At 64.6% G+C, this 17,327-nt stretch carries 12 protein-coding genes; 4 read left to right on the top strand and 8 right to left on the bottom strand.

Annotation, left to right across the window (positions count from 1 at the left end):
• Nucleotides 1-36 precede the first annotated feature (36 nt).
• The 3 genes from ABIB24_RS17360 (at nucleotide 37) to ABIB24_RS17370 (ending at nucleotide 4,217) form a co-directional block, all read left to right on the top strand.
• Nucleotides 37-1,149, top strand: a complete 1,113-nt coding sequence (locus ABIB24_RS17360) for a PepSY-associated TM helix domain-containing protein (RefSeq protein WP_137162816.1) — start codon at nucleotides 37-39, stop codon at nucleotides 1,147-1,149.
• Complete coding sequence (locus tag ABIB24_RS17365; protein ID WP_354316944.1) at nucleotides 1,146-1,331, top strand: hypothetical protein; 186 nt, start codon at nucleotides 1,146-1,148, stop codon at nucleotides 1,329-1,331. Before ABIB24_RS17360 ends, ABIB24_RS17365 begins: the two co-directional genes overlap by 4 nt.
• Nucleotides 1,332-1,397: 66 nt before the next feature.
• Nucleotides 1,398-4,217, top strand: coding sequence for a dermonecrotic toxin domain-containing protein (locus tag ABIB24_RS17370; RefSeq protein WP_354316945.1), 2,820 nt, complete (start codon nucleotides 1,398-1,400; stop codon nucleotides 4,215-4,217).
• Here the strand turns inward: ABIB24_RS17370 and ABIB24_RS17375 are convergent.
• The 8 genes from ABIB24_RS17375 to glnE all read right to left on the bottom strand — a co-directional run bounded on the left by ABIB24_RS17375 (nucleotide 4,178) and on the right by glnE (nucleotide 14,296).
• The gene (locus tag ABIB24_RS17375; RefSeq protein WP_274078777.1) at nucleotides 4,178-5,620 is read right to left on the bottom strand and encodes a lipopolysaccharide kinase InaA family protein; all 1,443 of its coding nucleotides are present in this window, start codon (nucleotides 5,618-5,620) and stop codon (nucleotides 4,178-4,180) included. The genes ABIB24_RS17370 and ABIB24_RS17375 overlap by 40 nt on opposite strands.
• Entirely contained in the window at nucleotides 5,620-6,372 is a 753-nt protein-coding gene (locus ABIB24_RS17380; RefSeq protein WP_085600038.1) for a lipopolysaccharide kinase InaA family protein, read from the bottom strand. Before ABIB24_RS17380 ends, ABIB24_RS17375 begins: the two co-directional genes overlap by 1 nt.
• Nucleotides 6,369-7,103: a lipopolysaccharide kinase InaA family protein gene (locus tag ABIB24_RS17385; RefSeq protein WP_025337412.1), complete on the bottom strand. Its 735-nt coding sequence runs from the start codon at nucleotides 7,101-7,103 to the stop codon at nucleotides 6,369-6,371. The genes ABIB24_RS17380 and ABIB24_RS17385 overlap by 4 nt, the downstream gene beginning before the upstream one ends.
• Nucleotides 7,103-7,909 (bottom strand): lipopolysaccharide core heptose(I) kinase RfaP, encoded by an 807-nt coding sequence (gene rfaP, locus ABIB24_RS17390; protein WP_137162814.1) that lies wholly within the window; start codon nucleotides 7,907-7,909, stop codon nucleotides 7,103-7,105. The genes ABIB24_RS17385 and rfaP overlap by 1 nt, the downstream gene beginning before the upstream one ends.
• Nucleotides 7,906-9,030: a glycosyltransferase family 4 protein gene (locus tag ABIB24_RS17395; RefSeq protein ID WP_013970538.1), complete on the bottom strand. Its 1,125-nt coding sequence runs from the start codon at nucleotides 9,028-9,030 to the stop codon at nucleotides 7,906-7,908. Before ABIB24_RS17395 ends, rfaP begins: the two co-directional genes overlap by 4 nt.
• Nucleotides 9,030-10,088 (bottom strand): lipopolysaccharide heptosyltransferase I, encoded by a 1,059-nt coding sequence (waaC, locus tag ABIB24_RS17400; RefSeq protein ID WP_286919484.1) that lies wholly within the window; start codon nucleotides 10,086-10,088, stop codon nucleotides 9,030-9,032. Before waaC ends, ABIB24_RS17395 begins: the two co-directional genes overlap by 1 nt.
• On the bottom strand, nucleotides 10,089-11,138 hold the full coding sequence (gene waaF / locus ABIB24_RS17405) for a lipopolysaccharide heptosyltransferase II (protein ID WP_013970536.1): 1,050 nt from the start codon (nucleotides 11,136-11,138) through the stop codon (nucleotides 10,089-10,091).
• A 224-nt stretch (nucleotides 11,139-11,362) separates the two neighbouring features.
• On the bottom strand, nucleotides 11,363-14,296 hold the full coding sequence (gene glnE, locus ABIB24_RS17410; RefSeq protein ID WP_085664112.1) for a bifunctional [glutamate--ammonia ligase]-adenylyl-L-tyrosine phosphorylase/[glutamate--ammonia-ligase] adenylyltransferase: 2,934 nt from the start codon (nucleotides 14,294-14,296) through the stop codon (nucleotides 11,363-11,365).
• Nucleotides 14,297-14,679: 383 nt separating this feature from the next.
• Between glnE and aceE the strand changes: the two genes are divergently transcribed.
• The gene (aceE, locus tag ABIB24_RS17415) at nucleotides 14,680-17,325 is read left to right on the top strand and encodes a pyruvate dehydrogenase (acetyl-transferring), homodimeric type (RefSeq protein WP_046614465.1); all 2,646 of its coding nucleotides are present in this window, start codon (nucleotides 14,680-14,682) and stop codon (nucleotides 17,323-17,325) included.
• Nucleotides 17,326-17,327 lie beyond the last annotated feature (2 nt).

Here is a 17,327-nt window from a genome sequence, read left to right on the forward strand (position 1 = left end):
AGCCCCAGCTTCCAACAGGCAAAAATCGGTACCGTGATGAAAAGCCCAACCATCCGCCGCTGGTCGGTGATCCACACCTGGAGCAGCCTGGTCTGCACCCTGTTCCTGCTGTTGCTGGCAGTCACCGGCCTGCCGCTGATCTTCCACCACGAACTCGAACACCTGCTCGGCGACGCCCCCGAACTGCGGGAAATGCCAGCCGATACACCACACCTCGACCTGCAGCAGTTGGTGATCAAGGCCGAGCAGCACCGCCCCGGCGAGGTCATGCAGTACTTCGGCTACGACGAGGACGAAGCCAATGGCGTAGTGGCCATAACCGCCGCCACCGCCGGCACCGAACCCAATTCGTCGCACACCTTCATGCTCGACGCTCGCACCGGTGAAGCCGTGGCCATGCCGGCTGCCAACGGCGGCTTCATGATGACCATGCTGCGCCTGCACGTGGACATGTTCGCCGGCCTGCCCGGCAAGCTGCTGCTGGCCTTCATGGGCATACTGTTCGTAGTGGCGATCATCTCCGGCACCGTACTCTATGCACCGTTCATGCGCCGCCTGGACTTCGGCACGGTGCGCCACGGCAAATCCCGTCGCCTGCGCTGGCTCGACCTGCACAACCTGATCGGCGTGGTCACCTTGGCCTGGGCTCTGACGGTAGGCGTGACCGGTGTCATCAGCGCGCTGTCGGACCTGGTCATCGCCGCCTGGCGCAACGACAGCCTGGCCGCCATGGTTGCCCCGTACCGTGATGCCCCACCGCTCACCGAACGCGCCCCGGCCACCCACCTGCTGACCATCGCCGAACAGGCCGCCCCCGGCATGCGCCCGGACTTCATCGCCTTCCCGGGCACACGCTTTTCCAGTGAGCACCACTATGCGGTGTTCATGAAGGGCGCCACGCACCTGACCTCGCACCTGCTCACGCCCGTGCTGATCGATGCGCGAACACTGGCGGTGACCGCCGTCGGCGAACGCCCCTGGTACATGAATGCCATGGGCCTGTCGCAACCACTGCACTTCGGCGACTACGGCGGCCGGCCAATGCAAATCCTGTGGGCGCTACTCGATGTGCTGACCATCATCGTCCTCGGCAGCGGCTTGTACCTGTGGTGGGGCAAACAACGCACGAAGCGGGAGGCGCGGGCATGAGCCACAAGTCACAGCCGACCTGGCGCATCTTCATCTGGCCGATGGTCGTGGTCTTGCTCACTGCCGTGGGGCTGTTTGCCGCCTTGCTGGGAGACGGGGTCTGGGACAGCCTGGCCTGGCTCGGCCTGGGGGTGTCGGCGGCTCTCGGCCTGCAAGGTTTCTACCCTCGTCCACGGCAGTAACCGGGTAATACCCGCACCCTCTTTTGCCGCGACATGGTTGGCTCCCATTTTCCAAGGAGCCATACCATGACACCTTTGCAGCGCCTCGAAGCGCTCGATCAACAACTCATCGCCCTTGAGCAAGGCAAACCCGAACTGGCGGGCGAAACGGAACCGGCCGCCATGCGTCAGCGTTTTTTTGGTGACCTGGCAGCGTTCTGGAACGACCCTGTCGGAGCAGGCCACAGCCGCGTCCGGCAACTGCGCGAACTGCGCCATGAGCAACTTCTGGCCGAACTGGAACTGCGCCTCGCCGACCAGACCCTGGACTACAGCCACATCAGCCTGCTGCGCACCTCCCTGGAGCTGCCGCTACCCTGGCAGCGCAACCACCTGCCAGACACCCACCGGGCCCAGGTTTATCGGCCGGTATTCAACCGTTCAAGCCCCCATGGCCGGTTGCCGTTACCCGGCGTGCTGGTATTGGTGGCAGACGCACCGGAAGGGATCGTTGCCGAGCCTGCAACAGCCACAGGCCAGGCACTGCTGTGCAGCGTTTCTCATGGCGTTGAAGGCTTCGCCAACCTGGCCGAACTGCATAGGGAGCTGTGCGAGCGCCTGGACGACCCCATGCAAAGCCAGCCAATGCTGCAATTGCTACCCCGCCTGCAGGACCAGCAACTGGTCCGATGTGCCGACCGGCTGCGCTACGAGTGGTTTACCGGCGACCTGGTCGAACAACAGGCCACTGACGTGGTCGACGCGCAGCATCAACGGCTTACCATCGCCTGGCACGCCGCCTGGGCGCTTGACCAGCACCCGGATCTGCCGGCACTGAAAAGCACCCTTGCCAAACAGCAGTCACTGACCGATCTCATGGGCAGCCAATATGCGTTGTCCACCCGTTATGCGCTGCTGCTGGAAAAACACCTGCCCGCCTGGCTGCGCCAGAGCTCCACGCAAAGCCTGACGCACATCATGCAAACGATCCAGGAGCTCGCCGGGGCCATCACCCAGGCTGCTGCACCCGGCCTTTTGACCCTGGAGGCGTTCGGCAATCGCCACCACCTGCTGGCATGGGTGCGCGAACGCCTTGGCAAGGCGCTGCGGCGCGAATTCTCCATCGACTTGCCTGCCGAAAAAGTCTGCATAACCGTCACGCTTGCACACCGCACCGGCCCGCTGATCAACCCGCTGGCCCCTTCGGGTTACGTGGCCGTTGCCAACCGTCGCCATGTCGGTGGCACCATCGAGCTAGTAACCACCACCTACCGCCTGGACGAGCTGGCCCTGCTGAACATCGGCTGGTTCGACGTCGATTACTGGCTGACTGCCCGAATACACCACGAAGACGGTTCCACGCTGGAATCGATATCCGCCGAAGGGGTAAAGCGCCTGGTGCGCGAGCTTGACGCAGGCAGTGGCTACATCCGCTACCTGCGAACCCACCTGCTGGAGTCTCCCGGTGCGCGCTGGCGCATGCAATGCCACGGCAACATGAACCGCGCCCGCATGCGCGCCGAGGCGGCCAAGGCCCGCTATGCCAGGCACTTTCTGAACGATACCCACGAGCGAGGCTATCGCTGGGTCAAAGCCGTCACCGACCACCCCGACAACAATTGGCGCCCTACCATCGACGAGCATCGTATCGCGGTGCGCCAGCTGATCATCGACGGGCACACGCTGCAAGGGGTACTGCTGATCAATGCCGAGAGCGACAACCAGCCGTCGCTTGTGCTGTATACACCGGACGCTCCCGACCGGCGCGCATGGCGTGAATACCCCGATACCCGGGCGCTGCTCAGAACCCTTCGCAGCACGCCGTCCTTGCGAAAGTACCTGATCCAGCGCGCGCCTCTGGCTGATGGCAAGCGGCTCGACAAATTGGTGCGCAAGGGCCGCCTCGGGCCATATGTGCAAAGGCCAATGATCAACGGCAACCTCTTCGATGCCCTTTACAAGGCTCAGGTCCACGCCATGATCGCCGAGGCCGATACCAACAGCCGCAGCAACCGCGAGCTGCTCGGCGAGTACGGGCTGTCGACGCTGCGCCTGGTTCTCGACATGATCAGCCTCGTGCTACCGGCCCCGACAATGTCAGCCCTGGCCTTCGGCCGTATGTCGATTTCGCTGTGGGACGGCTTCGAAGCCCTGGAAAAAGAGGATTACGCAGCAACCTTCCACCACGCCATGGCCGCTTTGAGCCACAGCGCCGACGGGTTGTCCAGTTTCGCTGGCTCGCCCCTCATGCGCAGGGCGATGCGCGGCCTGCCACCGCAACCCCCGCGCCCACTGCCGAAAACCCACGAAGCGGCCGTGGACGTGAGCAAGCTGCGCTACCGGATCGACGGGGTTCATGGCGAGGAAGTGTACGAACAGATCAACAGCGTGCCAGGCCCGGACCGTTACTTCGTCAAGGACAGCCAGGGGCGGTTGTACAACGTCCACTTCGACGGCTATCGCTGGAGGGTGCTCGACCCCAGACAGCCGGATGCCTACGCGCAGCTGCCGATCAAACGGCTGCGCAATGGCAATTGGGTGGTCGATTCCATCGTGCTTTGGCATGACGGGTTGCCTGACGTAGCCCAGCTGTTGGAAGAGGTACGTCTGCAACCGCCGCTCGAGGGCGAACCGGTGGCAGGGGAAGCCGACCTGCACGACGCCGGGGGGCAACTCTATCTGCAGCTGGGTGACCAGCAGTTGCCGGTTCGTCGGCACCTGCTTGCCGGGCATTACCATCTGCTGCTGCCCGAGAAGGCACTGGGCGCAGTCCACGCCTGGGCAGTACTGCGCCAACAGGGCGGCCAATGGCGTATTCGCGTGCGCCAGCCAGGCCGCAGCAGCGACTGGCTGGCACTGCCGGCGGATTACTCGGCCAGCTTGGGCAGCAGCCGGTCCAGCCGCTGATGCAAGGCACTGCCACTCGGCCAGTTGCGCAGCAGCCGCGCCCGATCACGGGCGTAGGCCGGGGCAAAGCTGAGCTGGGTGGCGTGCTGGCACATGGCGTCGAGGTCGATCAGCGACCACTGGCCGTTGTGCCAGAACAGGTTGTGGCCCTTGAAGTCGCCGTGGCTGATACGCTCGCGAATCAGTTGCTGCATCACATGCACCAGGGCATCCACCTGCTCCTCGGGCGCATCGCCGTTATCCACGTAGGGCGCGAAGCATTCGGCCAGGTCCGGGCCATCGATATACTCGGTGACCAGGTAGGCACGGCTTCGCAGCCCCATCACCCGCTGCTCCAGCACCGCGAGTGGACGCGACGTGGCAATGTCGAGGAATTCCAGGCGGTGGCCTTCGATCCAGGAATGCCAGGCCCGGCTCGGGCGCCAGAAGCGCTTGAACCAGTGCGCGGTGTTCTTGATGTTGTAGCGTTTGAGCACCAGCGTGCGCCCGCCAACCTCGATGCGCGCCACACTGGCCGCACCACCGGTCTTGTACAGGTGGCCCTGGTCAATCAACGCGTCGGCCTGCTCCAGCACCGGCAACATGGCTTCGACCTCGTCGCGGCGGACTGCCCGCAAGCCCGAAAGGCTGCGCTCGACACTGAACAGGCTGCATTCACGACCAGCCTTTTCCAGGTAATCCTTCTGGCGCCAGCTGCGCACCTTGTCCACCTGCTTCTGCAAGGCTTCCAGCGGCAGCGCATGCTCGGCGTTGGCCAGCAGGTAGTGCACCAGCAGTTCTTCGATGAACGGCTCCAGGCGCTTGGGTAGCTGGGCGAAGAACACCCCCAGGTTTTCCAGCACACGTGGGCGCGACAGCTGCTGACCAGGCGTTTCGGCCTTGATGCCGGCGCCGTCGATCAGGTACAGCTTGCCGCCGTGGCGCAGCAGGTTGTCCAGGTGCAGGTCTTCCTGCCACAGGCCCCGGGCGTGCATGTGCGCCACTGCGGTGAGCGCCTCGCCCAGCACCAGGTGCTGCTCGTCGGCCAATACCGGCAAGCTCTCCACTGCCGCCCAGGCATCGGCCAGGCTTTCGGCGCCGTCGAGGAATTCGAACAGCAGCCAGCCGCCCTCGCCTTCCTTGAGGCCGTCGGCCAGCAGCTTCGGCGTGGTCAGGCCCTGCTCGGCCAGCAGCTTCACGCCCTGCAGTTCGCGCTGGAAATGCCGTGCAGCGTTACCACCGACCAGCAGCTTGGCCAGCACCGGGGTACCGCGCCACACGCCGGCGCCCACATAGCGCTGGCCCGGCAGCACGCGCAGCAGGCTGAGCAATTGCAGGTCGGCCGTGCCGGCGGCATCGGCCAGGGTGATGCTCAGGGGCAACGAGGGGCTGCGCCCGGCCTCTTTCAATTCAGACAAACGCATCAGCGGGCCTCTTTTTCACGACGGCGTTGCGTCAGGCGTTGCAGCCAGGTATCGACCAGCGTGCCATCGGCAGGCTGCGCCAGGTAGCTGGCCAGCAAGGTACGTACATCACGCTCGCTCCAGACCGGGGCACGACGCAGCAGCGGCTCCAGGTCCTTGAGACGGTCACGCATACCGAACAGCAGGGGGCGGGTCTTCTCCAGGTCGATCAGTTGCGCGTCCCAGCCTTCGCGGCGCTGGCGCAGGAAGATGTGCTTGGGGTAGAAGCAGCCATGCACCTGGCCGGCGCTGTGCAGGGTGCGCGCCAACTGGCCGCAGGCCTGCAGGACGCCATTGCGTTCAGCATCGCTCAGTTGTGGCCACCGGGCCAGCAGGCTGTCGAGGTCGGCCCATTCGTCCAGGGCGCGAGTCATCAGGATCGCCCGGTGCGTGCCGCCTTTCTTGCGCTCGCCATAGAACACCGCCTGCAAGGCCGGAATCTGCAGCTTCTGGTAACGGCTGATGTTGCGGAATTCGCGGGCGAAGGTCGGCTCGCCGAATGGCCGGTGCAGGGTACGGGTCAGGTAGTCGCTCTGGCGCTTGAGGTAGTAGCCCTTGCCTTCGAGCTCCAGGCGGAACACGCTGCTCCAGCCACCGCGGCCGGTGTTCGGTTCGTCCACGGCATCCAGTTGCAGCGCCCACAGCGCCTCGAAGTCGTCCAGGCCATGGCGTTTGAGCAGCGCGAGGTCCGCGCTGGCCAGGTAATCGGTCATTCCCTTCCCTCGAAAAAGCTCACCACCTGGCGAATGCGCTTCTTGTCACGCACATTCAGCCGGTCGCGGCCACGGTATTGCAGGTAGAAACGCAGGCGCTGGGTTGCCGACAGGTGGTATTTGGCCACTTTGTCCAGGCACGCCAGGTCCTTGATCATCCGGTGCCGCCACATGAAGCCGCGCCAGAAATCGCCGGTGGGGCAGTCGATGAAGAATAGCGTGCCCTGGTCGTCGACCAGCAGGTTGCGCCATTTCAGGTCGTTGTGGGCGAAGTGGTGCTGGTGCATGACCCGGGTGTGGCGCGCCAGCTGGCTGCTGACATGCCCGACCCAGGCGCGATCGGCCAGGCGTGCATCGTTGCGCTCGGCCAGCGCCGACAGGTCTTCGGTGCGCGGCAGTTCGCGGGTGATCATGGCCCCCCGGCCAAAGGCCAGGCCATTGCGCTCCAGGCCCCAGGCCACCACTTCGGCAGTGGGGATGCCCCACTTGTCGAACTGCTTGAGGTTCTGCCATTCGGCCTTGATCCGCGGTCGGCCCAGGTAACGGCGCATGTGCTTGCCGGCCCCGGTGTAGCGCTTGACGTAGTAATTGACCCCGTCACGCTCGATACGCACCACCTCGCTGATCGGGTCGCGGGTCAGGCGCTCGCCTTGCAGGGCAAATACCGCTTCCAGGCTGCCGAAGTCCGCCGCCAGGTGTTCGTAGCCTGGCGCCAGTGTCCACCCCGCCATCAGAGTGCATCCCCATAACGTTGCTTGCGGTCGTAGAGTTTCTGCGCCTTGCGCTCCAGCCAGGCGAGCAGCGCGGCTTCATCCTTCAGGACCTGCCGCAGCGGGCGCTGGAAGTAACCGCGCAGGAAGCGCAGCTTGTCGCGCTGGGTCAGGCCGATGTCCAGCGCCGAGAAGTACAGCGCGGCCAGGTCCTTGTCACGCCAGCGGCGGCTGGTTTTCGCCCGGGTCTGCGCGCGGTGCAGGTCGATCACCGACAGTTTGAAGTCATCCGCCGTCACCGGGCGGTCGGTGTGCAGCAGGAAGTGGCAGATGTAGCAGTCGCGGTGGTTGACCCCCGCGCGGTGCATGCCGCCGGTCATCTTCGCCACTTCGGCGATCAGCGCGCGCTTCAGGCGCGGCTCGGGCGGCTGCCTGACCCAGTCGATGCTGAAGTCTTCCAGGCTGATGGTCGGCGCCAGTTCTTCGGTGATGATGAACGAGTGCTGCGCGGCCGGGTTGCTGCCACGCTCGCCATAGGCGACGGCAGTCATGGTCGGCACGCCAACCTGGTGCAGGCGCTGGATGGCCTGCCATTCCTGGCCGGCGCCAAGCACCGGCAGCTTGGCGGTAAGCAGGTTCTTGAAGATCTCGCCCCAGCCGATGCCGCGGTGGATCTTGACGAAGAAGCCCTCGCCAGCGACCTCGGTGCGCAGCGTGCGGCGCCCTTCCAGTTCGCGATAGACCTCGCCTTGCAGCGCCTCCACGGCATCGAAGGCATCACGCCCGGCCCACAGGCGCTTGAACGGTTCGGCCAGTATCAGCTTCATGCGGACTCCTGCCCCAGGATCACGTCGGCGGCATGCTGCGGCATGCTGTACAGATCGGCGGTTTCAGCAAACGCCAGGCCGTTGCGCGACCAGCTGGCGCGGGCCTGTTGGTCTTCGAGCATGCGCTGCAGATAACCATTGAGCTGTTCCTGCTCGAACGGCTCGTCCAGCACCAGGCCGCTGTCGGCCTCGGCAATGTAGTGGGCGTAGCCGCACACCTTGGAGACCAGCACCGGCAGGCCGGCCACCAGCGCCTCGAGCAGCACCGTGCCGGTGTTCTCGTTGTACGCCGGGTGGATCAGCAGGTCGGCGCCCAGCAGGAAACGCGGGATGTCACTGCGGCCCTTGAGGAACTGCACCTGCTCACCCAGGCCCAAGGTAGCGCTTTGCAGCTGGAATACCTTGGGGTCATCCTGGCCGATCACCATCAGCCTGGTGCGCTTGCGCAGGGCCGACGGCAGTGCGGCCAGGGCCTTGAGGCTGCGGTCAACGCCCTTGGTCTTGAAGCCCGAACCGATCTGCACCAGCAGCAGGTCGTCATCGCCCAGGTTGAATTCCTTGCGGAACTCGGCGCGGATTTCGCCGGCATTGGCCGGCGCGCGGCGGTCCTGGGAAATGCCCGGCGGCAGCAGGTGGAAACGCTCTACCGGGGTGCCGTAGTGCTTGATGAACAGCGGCTGCTGCACTTCGGAAATCATCAGCACTTCGGTATGGGCGTCCTTGGCGAACACCGCACGTTCGTACTCGGCAAAGTGCCGGTAGCGGCCCCAGCGGCGGTACAGGCCGCCACGCAGGGTCTGCGCCTTGTCCTCGAAGCAGCCGTCGGCGGCGTAGTACACGTCCAGCCCTGGCATCTTGTTGAAACCGATCAGGCGGTCGACCGGGCGCTTGGCCAGGTCGGCGGCCATCCAGGCGCTGAGCTTCTCGTTGCGGCGGTGGTTGAAAATCGCCTTCACCGGCGCCACCAGCACTTCGAAGCCCGGCGGAATGTCACCCTCCCAGATCAACGTGTACACACGGATCTGGTGGCCCCGCTTCTGGCATTCCAGGGCAATGCGCATGAAGTCGCGCTGCAGCCCGCCGAAGGGGAAATATTTGTAAAGCACGAAAGCCAGTTGCATCAACGGACATCCTCAGCCAGCAGCAACGCGCTCAAGCGGCTCGCCACATGCTCGGGATTCAGGCGAGTGAAGCACAATGGCCACTCGCGTTTCAGATCGAACCGGCGCAGGTCGTCGGCGCTCGGTTTGTAGGTGCACTTCTTCTGCAGGCAGGGCGCGCAGGGCCAGTCACTGGCCTGGTGAATCTGGGTCCGTCCGTAGGCGCCGGTCAGGCCCGGATTGGTCGGGCCGAACAGCGAAATGGTGGGCACATCGAGTGCCGCCGCCAGGTGGCCGAGGCCGGTATCGACCGCCACGCAGGCTTTTGCCGCCGCCAGCACGCGTGCGACGCCGGCAAGGTTCAATTTGGGGAGCACCTGGCAGTTGTTCAAGCCCTGGGCGATGCGCTCGGCCCGCGCCTTCTCGGCCGGGTTGCCCCACGGCAGGCGCACTTCCAGCTTGCGCCGGCCCATGCGCTCGGCCAGTTCGCGCCAGTAGGCTTCGGGCCAGTGCTTGGTCGCCCAGGTGGTGCCATGCAGGAACACTACATAGGGGGCGGCCGGCGGCAGTTGCAGGCGCTCGAGGTCGAGGCCGTAGTTGCCGATGCCTTCCGGCAGGTCGTAGGCCAGGGCCATGGCGAACAGCTGGCGCACCCGCTCCACCGCGTGCTGGCCGGTGGCAACCGACAGGCGCCGGTCATAGAAGCGGCTGGCCCAGCCTTCGCGGGCCGAGTAGCGGTCCAGGCCAGCCACCGGCGCCTTCACGTAGCGGGTCAGCCAGGCCGATTTGACCAGGCCCTGGGCGTCGATCACCAGGTCGTACTTGCGCTCGCGTACGCGTTGCTTGAACGCCTTCCACTCGCCGCTCTTGATGGTTTGCCAGACGTTCTTGCGCCAGCGGCGAATGGCCACCGGGATCACCTGGTCGACCGCCGGGTGCCAGCTGGGGATTTCGGCGAAGCCTTCTTCCACCACCCAGTCGAAGCGGATGCCCGGGATGGCGTGGGCGGCATCGGTAAGCGCCGGCAAGGTGTGGATCACATCACCCAGCGACGAAGTCTTGATGATCAGTACCCGCACTTAGTCGACCTCGGCCACGGTATCGATCAGGTCCGGCCCGGTCAGGCTGTGCAGGGCAGCGATGACTTTGCCCGGTTCCAGCAAGCGCAGGCAGTTGTAGTGGCCGAAGCGGCAGGTGCGGTCGAAGCAGGGGCTGCACTCGATGCCGGTGCGCACCACTTCCACGTGCTCGGCCAGCGGCGGGGTGAAGCCTGGCGAGGTCGAGCCGTACACCGCCACCAGCGGGCGGTTCAGCGCGGCGGCCACGTGCATCAGGCCCGAGTCGTTGGACACCACGGCATGGGCGCAGGACATCAGGTCGATAGCCTCGGCCAGCGAGGTTTCGCCGGCCAGGTTGGACGATTCTTCACGCAAGCCCGGGATCAGCCGGTCGCGAATCTGCTCACCAACCGGGTGATCGTTCTTCGAGCCGAACAGCCACACCTGCCAGCCCTGGCGGATCATCGCATCGGCCACGGTGGCGTAGTGCTCGGCCGGCCAGCGCTTGGCCTCGCCGAACTCGGCACCGGGGCACAGCGCCAGCACCGGGCGGTCCAGCTCCAGGCCGAACTTGGCCAGGGCGGCGTCGCGGCTTTGCGCTTCGATCTGCAGGCTGGGGCGCGGGTACGGCTGCGGCAGCTCGGCGCCGGGCGCATAGGCCAGGGCCATGAAGCGCTCGATCATCAGCGGGTAGCGGGCCTTGTCCAGCTTGCGCACGTCGTTGAGCAGGCCGAAGCGCATTTCGCCACGCCAGCCGGTGCGCTTGGGGATACCGGCAAAGAACGGCACCAGCGCCGACTTGAGCGAGTTGGGCAGCAGGATGGCCTGGTCGTACTGGCCGGCCAGGGACTTGCCGATGCGTCGCCGCGTGGCCAGTTCCAGTGCGCCGTGGCCGAGCGGGAAGCTCAGGGCCTGACGGACCTCGGGCATGCGTTCGAGGATCGGCCGGCTCCACTCGGGGGCCAGCACATCGATCACGCAGTCGGGGTGCTGCTGTTTCAGGCACTGGAACAGGGTCTGCGCCATCACCATGTCGCCGACCCAGCTGGGGCCAATGATCAGTATTCTCATGCTTAGTCCAGAAACGCTCGGGGAGGCTACAGGCTGCGGTACAGCCTGGCCTCCCCTCTTTATATTCAGGCTATGTGGCGGACAGTGTACCACCGGTGGTGAGGCATGAGCCTTTGGGGCTGCTTTGCAGCCCATCGCGACACAAGGCCGCTCCTACAAGGGAATGCGATCTCCTGTAGGAGCGGCCTTGTGTCGCGATGGGCCGCAAGGCGGCCCCAGCAATCTCAAGTCAAACCCAATTCACCCCAGATCCGCCGCACCTCACGGCGTTCATCGGCAAACTGCGCCGCATCGATAACCCCGGCCTGCTTCTGCAGGGCCTGGCGGTGCGAGGCCGAGCGGAACGCCTTGTACACTTCACGCAACAGCACCGCGTCACTGGCCGGCATCAAACCCGCCTGCTCCAGCTCTTCCAGAATGCGGATGTTATCGGTCCATCGGAGTATGGCCGGGTGGTCGTGGGACCAGGCCAAAGCGGCGTATTGCACCATAAATTCGATATCGACGATACCGCCGGCATCCTGCTTGATATCGAACGGCACACCGGCCTCGAAGGCGTTGGCCGCGGTACCGGCTGCGGTGGCCTTGGTGCCGAGGTTGTCGCGCATCTTGGCGCGCATTTCGCTCACTTCGCTGCGCAGTTTTTCCAGGTCGCGGGCCTGGCCCAGCACCTTGGCGCGCACGCCTTCGAACGCCGTGCCCACCTGCTTGCAGCCCACCAGCACCCGGGCCCGCACCAGGGCCTGATGCTCCCAGGTCCAGGCCTCGTTCTGCTGGTAGCGCTCGAACGCTCCCAGCGAACTCACCAGCAGGCCCGAGGCCCCCGACGGGCGCAGGCGCATGTCCACGTCATACAGCTGGCCCGAGTTGGTCTGAGTGGTCAGCAGGTGAATGATGCGCTGGCCCAGGCGGGTGAAGAACTGCGCACTGTCGATCGGCTTGGCGCCGTCGGTTTCCGCCTGCGGGTCGCCGTCATGGATGAATACCAGGTCCAGGTCCGAACCGTGGCCCAGTTCCAGGCCACCTACCTTGCCGTAGCCGATGATGATGAAGCCCGGGTCGCACAGGCTGCCGTCGCTGCGCTTGGGCTGGCCGTGGCGGGCCACTGTCTGGCGCCAGGCCAGGGCCAGTACCTGGTCGAGAATGGCCTCGGCCAGCCAGGTCAGGTAGTCGCTGACTTTCATCAGCGGCAGGTTGCCGCTGATTTCCGAGGCGGCCACGCGCAGGCTGTGGGCCAGCTTGAAGTGGCGCAGCGCCTCCATTTGCTGTTCCAGGTCGTCCTCGGGGATGCGCGTCAGGCGCTCGCGCAGTTCGCTGGCCAGCTCCGGCGCCAGTGGCGGGCTGAACAGGCGGCCTTCATTGAGCAGTTCGTCGAGCAGCAGCGGATAGCGGGCAATCTGCTCGGCAATCCACGGGCTGGCGGCACACAGGGTCAGCAGGCGGCGCAAGGCGCCGGGGTTTTCGGTGAGCAGTACCAGGTAGGCAGAACGGCGTGCCACCGCCTCGACCAGCGGCAGCACGCGCTCGAGCACCAGGTCGGGGTTGTCATGTTCCACAGCCTGGGCCAGCAACCGCGGGATAAAGGCGTCCAGGCGCTCACGGCCAATCCGCTGCATCGAACGCAGCTGCGGGCTGGAGCGCAGCGCGGCCAGGCGCCGCAGGGCTTCTGCGGGCTGCTGGAAACCGGCCTCCTGTAGCTGACGGCCAGCGGCATCTTCATCCTGCGCCTGCTCCCACAGCGGCGACCATTCGCCACCCACCACCAGCTCGCCCTCGCCGTCTTCATCATCCGGGTCGGCGATCACCTGGCGGAAGTGCCAGTCAATGCGGCCACGCCAGTGCGTCAGCTGGTCATGGAAGCTTTGCCAGTCGGCATAACCGAGCATGTAGGCCACCCGCGCCTTATCGGTCTCGCTGTCCGGCAGCATCTGCGTCTGGCGGTCGGCGATGGCCTGGATGGCGTGTTCGGTATAGCGCAGGAACTCATAACCCTCGCGCAACTCGGCGACCACGGCTGGCGGCAGGTAGCCCTGGCCCTCGAGGGTGGCCAGCACTTTCAGCAGCGGCCGCTGTTGCAGGCTGAGGTCGCGCCCGCCGTGGATCAGCTGGAAGGCCTGGGCGATGAATTCCACCTCGCGAATGCCACCGGCACCCAGCTTGATGTTGTCGGCCATGCCCTTGCGCCGCACTTCCTGCTGGATCAGCTGCTTCATGGTGCGCAGCGCTTCGATCGCGGAAAAGTCCAGGTAGCGCCGGTACACGAACGGCCGCAGCATCTCCTGCAGCTGCGCGCCGGCCGCCTGGTCGCCGGCCACCACCCGCGCCTTGATCATCGCGTAGCGTTCCCAGTCACGGCCCTGGTCCTGGTAGTACTGTTCAAGGGCATTGAAGCTGAGCACCAGCGCGCCGGCAGAGCCATACGGGCGCAGGCGCATGTCGACGCGGAACACGAAACCGTCGACGGTGACCGGGTCCAGCGCCTTGATCAGGCGCTGGCCCAGGCGGGTGAAGAACTCCTGGTTGTCCAGCGAGCGCTTCACCCCTTCGGTTTCGCCGCCTTCGGGGAAGGCGAAGATCAGGTCGATGTCCGACGACAGGTTCAGCTCCACCGCGCCCAGCTTGCCCATGCCCAGCACCACCATGTGCTGCGGCTGGCCGCTGCGGTTGCCGACAGGCGTGCCGAACTGCTGGCAGTGGCGCGGGTACAGCCATTGGTAGGCTTCATCGATGGCGGCGTCGGCCAGGTCGGACAGGTCGCGGCAGGTTTCGCCCAGCGCGGCCTGGCGGGTGATGTCGCGCCAGATGATGCGCAGCTGTTGGCGGTTGCGCTCGCGGCGCAGGTTGCGCGCCAGCTCGTCCTCGCTCTGCGCCGCCTGGGCGGCTGCAGCGATGTGCCCGCGCAGTTCACCCGCGGCGTAACGCCGATCCAGCTCGCCACTGGCCAGCAGACCGAACAGCATGGCCGGCTCGCGCCGGACCAGGCCGAGCACGAAGTCGCTGGCGGCGGCTACCTGGTCGAACTGTTGCCGGTGCAGCGGGCTCCAGGCCTGGAGGTCGAGTTCCGGGTGGGCAGCCACCGCATCGCTGATGAATTGCTGGTTGCGCGCGACCAGCGGCTGCAGGGTAGCGGGCAGATCGGACGGCAAAGGTAGGCGCATGGTCTATCCTTGATCGGCGTGAAATAGAGGGGAAGAAGCGGCCAAGGGGAAGCCGGACCACGGTTGGACTGTCGTACAAAAGTTGGAAATAGCTGAAAGAAACGAAAAATTGGCAACAAACATCAAGAGTTACCCGTTCGCGACACAATGCCAACCAACATGAACGTTTTTCCTCACAAGCCAGCATGCGACGAAACGTCGCACAAATGTAGTTTTACTACTACTCGTGTCGTGTAAAAGCATGAAATGCGAAAGCAAATGTAGTAAAACTACACGGCGCCGGAGGACACCCCGGTAATCCAAGAATTCACGACGTCTGCCCATAAGGCCAGTCGCAATCTCAGGCAATCGATTCTGGTTGCCTTTCCGCCCTGGAGCAAGCCATGCAAGACCTCGATCCAATCGAAACCCAGGAATGGCTGGATGCCCTGGAGTCGGTCCTCGACAAAGAAGGCGAAGACCGCGCTCATTACCTGATGACCCGTATGGGCGAGCTGGCCACCCGTAGTGGCTCCCAGCTGCCGTATGCGATCACCACGCCATACCGCAACACCATCCCTGTCACCCACGAAGCACGCATGCCTGGCGACCTGTTCATGGAACGCCGCATTCGCTCGATGGTACGTTGGAACGCCCTGGCCATGGTCATGCGTACCAACCTGAAAGACTCGGACCTGGGCGGACACATCTCCAGCTTCGCCTCCAGCGCCACCCTGTACGACATCGGCTTCAACTACTTCTTCCAGGCCCCGACCGAAGAACACGGCGGCGACCTGATCTTCTTCCAGGGCCACGCTTCGCCAGGCGTCTACGCCCGTGCGTTCATGGAAGGCCGCATCAGCGAAGACCAGATGAACAACTTCCGTCAGGAAGTGGACGGCAACGGCCTGTCTTCGTACCCGCACCCATGGTTGATGCCTGATTTCTGGCAGTTCCCGACCGTTTCGATGGGTCTGGGCCCGATCCAGGCCATCTACCAGGCACGTTTCATGAAGTACCTGGAAGCCCGCGGCTTCATCCCGGCCGGCAAGCAGAAGGTCTGGTGCTTCATGGGCGACGGCGAGTGCGACGAGCCGGAATCCCTGGGTGCAATCGCCCTGGCCGGCCGCGAGAAGCTGGACAACCTGATCTTCGTCATCAACTGCAACCTGCAGCGCCTCGACGGCCCGGTTCGCGGCAACGGCAAGATCATCCAGGAACTCGAAGGCGTGTTCCGTGGCGGTGGCTGGAACGTCAACAAGGTCGTCTGGGGCCGTTTCTGGGACCCACTGTTCGCCAAGGACACCAACGGTGCCCTGCAGCGCCGCATGGACGAAGTCATCGACGGCGAGTACCAGAACTACAAAGCCAAAGACGGCGCGTACGTTCGTGAGAACTTCTTCAACACCCCAGAGCTCAAGGCCATGGTCGAAGACCTGTCCGACGAAGAGATCTGGAAGCTCAACCGTGGCGGCCACGACCCGTACAAGGTCTACGCGGCGTACCACCAGGCGGTCAACCACAAGGACCAGCCTACCGTCATCCTGGCCAAGACCATCAAGGGTTACGGTACCGGTGCCGGCGAAGCCAAGAACACCGCGCACAACACCAAGAAGGTCGACGTCGACAGCCTGCGTCACTTCCGTGACCGCTTCGACATCCCGGTCAAGGATGCCGACCTGGAGAACCTGCCGTTCTTCAAGCCGGAAGAAGGTTCTGCCGAAGCCAAGTACCTGGCCGAGCGCCGTGCTGCCCTGGGCGGTTTCGTGCCACAGCGCCGCGCCAAGAGCTTCAGCGTACCGACCCCGCCACTGGAAACGCTGAAAGCGATCCTGGACGGCTCGGGCGACCGCGAAATCTCCACCACCATGGCCTTCGTGCGTATTCTGGCGCAGCTGGTCAAGGACAAGGAAATCGGCCAGCGCATCGTCCCGATCATCCCGGACGAAGCCCGTACCTTCGGTATGGAAGGCATGTTCCGCCAGCTGGGCATCTACTCGTCGGTCGGCCAGCTCTACGAGCCAGTCGATAAAGACCAGGTGATGTTCTACCGCGAAGACAAGAAGGGCCAGATCCTCGAGGAAGGCATCAACGAAGCCGGCGCCATGTCGTCGTTCATCGCTGCCGGTACCTCGTACAGCTGCCACAACCAGCCGATGCTGCCGTTCTACATCTTCTACTCGATGTTCGGCTTCCAGCGTATTGGCGACCTGGCCTGGGCCGCTGGCGACAGCCGCACCCGTGGCTTCCTGATCGGCGGTACCGCCGGCCGTACCACCCTGAACGGTGAAGGCCTGCAGCACGAAGACGGTCACAGCCACATGATGGCGGGCACCATCCCGAACTGCCGCACCTACGATCCGACCTACGGCTACGAGCTGGCGGTGATCATCCAGGACGGCATGAAGAAGATGACCGAAGAGCAACAGGACATCTTCTACTACATCACCGTGATGAACGAATCCTACCAGCAGCCAGCCATGCCGGCCGGTGTCGAGGAAGGCATCATCAAGGGCATGTACCTGCTGGAAGAAGACACCCGCGAAGCCGCGCACCACGTACAGCTGATGGGCTCCGGCACCATCCTGCGCGAAGTCCGCGAAGCAGCGAAGATCCTGCGTGAAGAGTTCAACGTCGGTGCCGACGTGTGGAGCGTCACCAGCTTCAACGAACTGCGTCGCGACGGCCTGGCCGTGGAACGCGCCAACCGCCTGAAGCCTGGCCAGAAGCCACAGCAGACCTACGTCGAGCAGTGCCTGAACGGTCGCAAGGGCCCGGTCATCGCCTCCACCGACTACATGAAGCTGTTCGCCGAGCAGATTCGCCAGTGGGTACCGAGCAAAGAGTTCAAGGTCCTGGGTACCGACGGTTACGGTCGCAGCGACAGCCGCAAGAAGCTGCGTCACTTCTTCGAAGTCGACCGCCACTTCGTGGTGCTGGCTGCCCTGGAAGCCCTGGCTGACCGCGGCGAGATCGAACCAAAGGTTGTTGCAGACGCTATCGTCAAGTTCGGTATCGACCCGGACAAGCGCAACCCACTGGACTGCTGAGG

Origin of the sequence: Pseudomonas sp. UYEF17 (genome assembly GCF_040546125.1) — a bacterium.
Taxonomy (GTDB): Bacteria; Pseudomonadota; Gammaproteobacteria; order Pseudomonadales; family Pseudomonadaceae; genus Aquipseudomonas; species Aquipseudomonas putida_Z.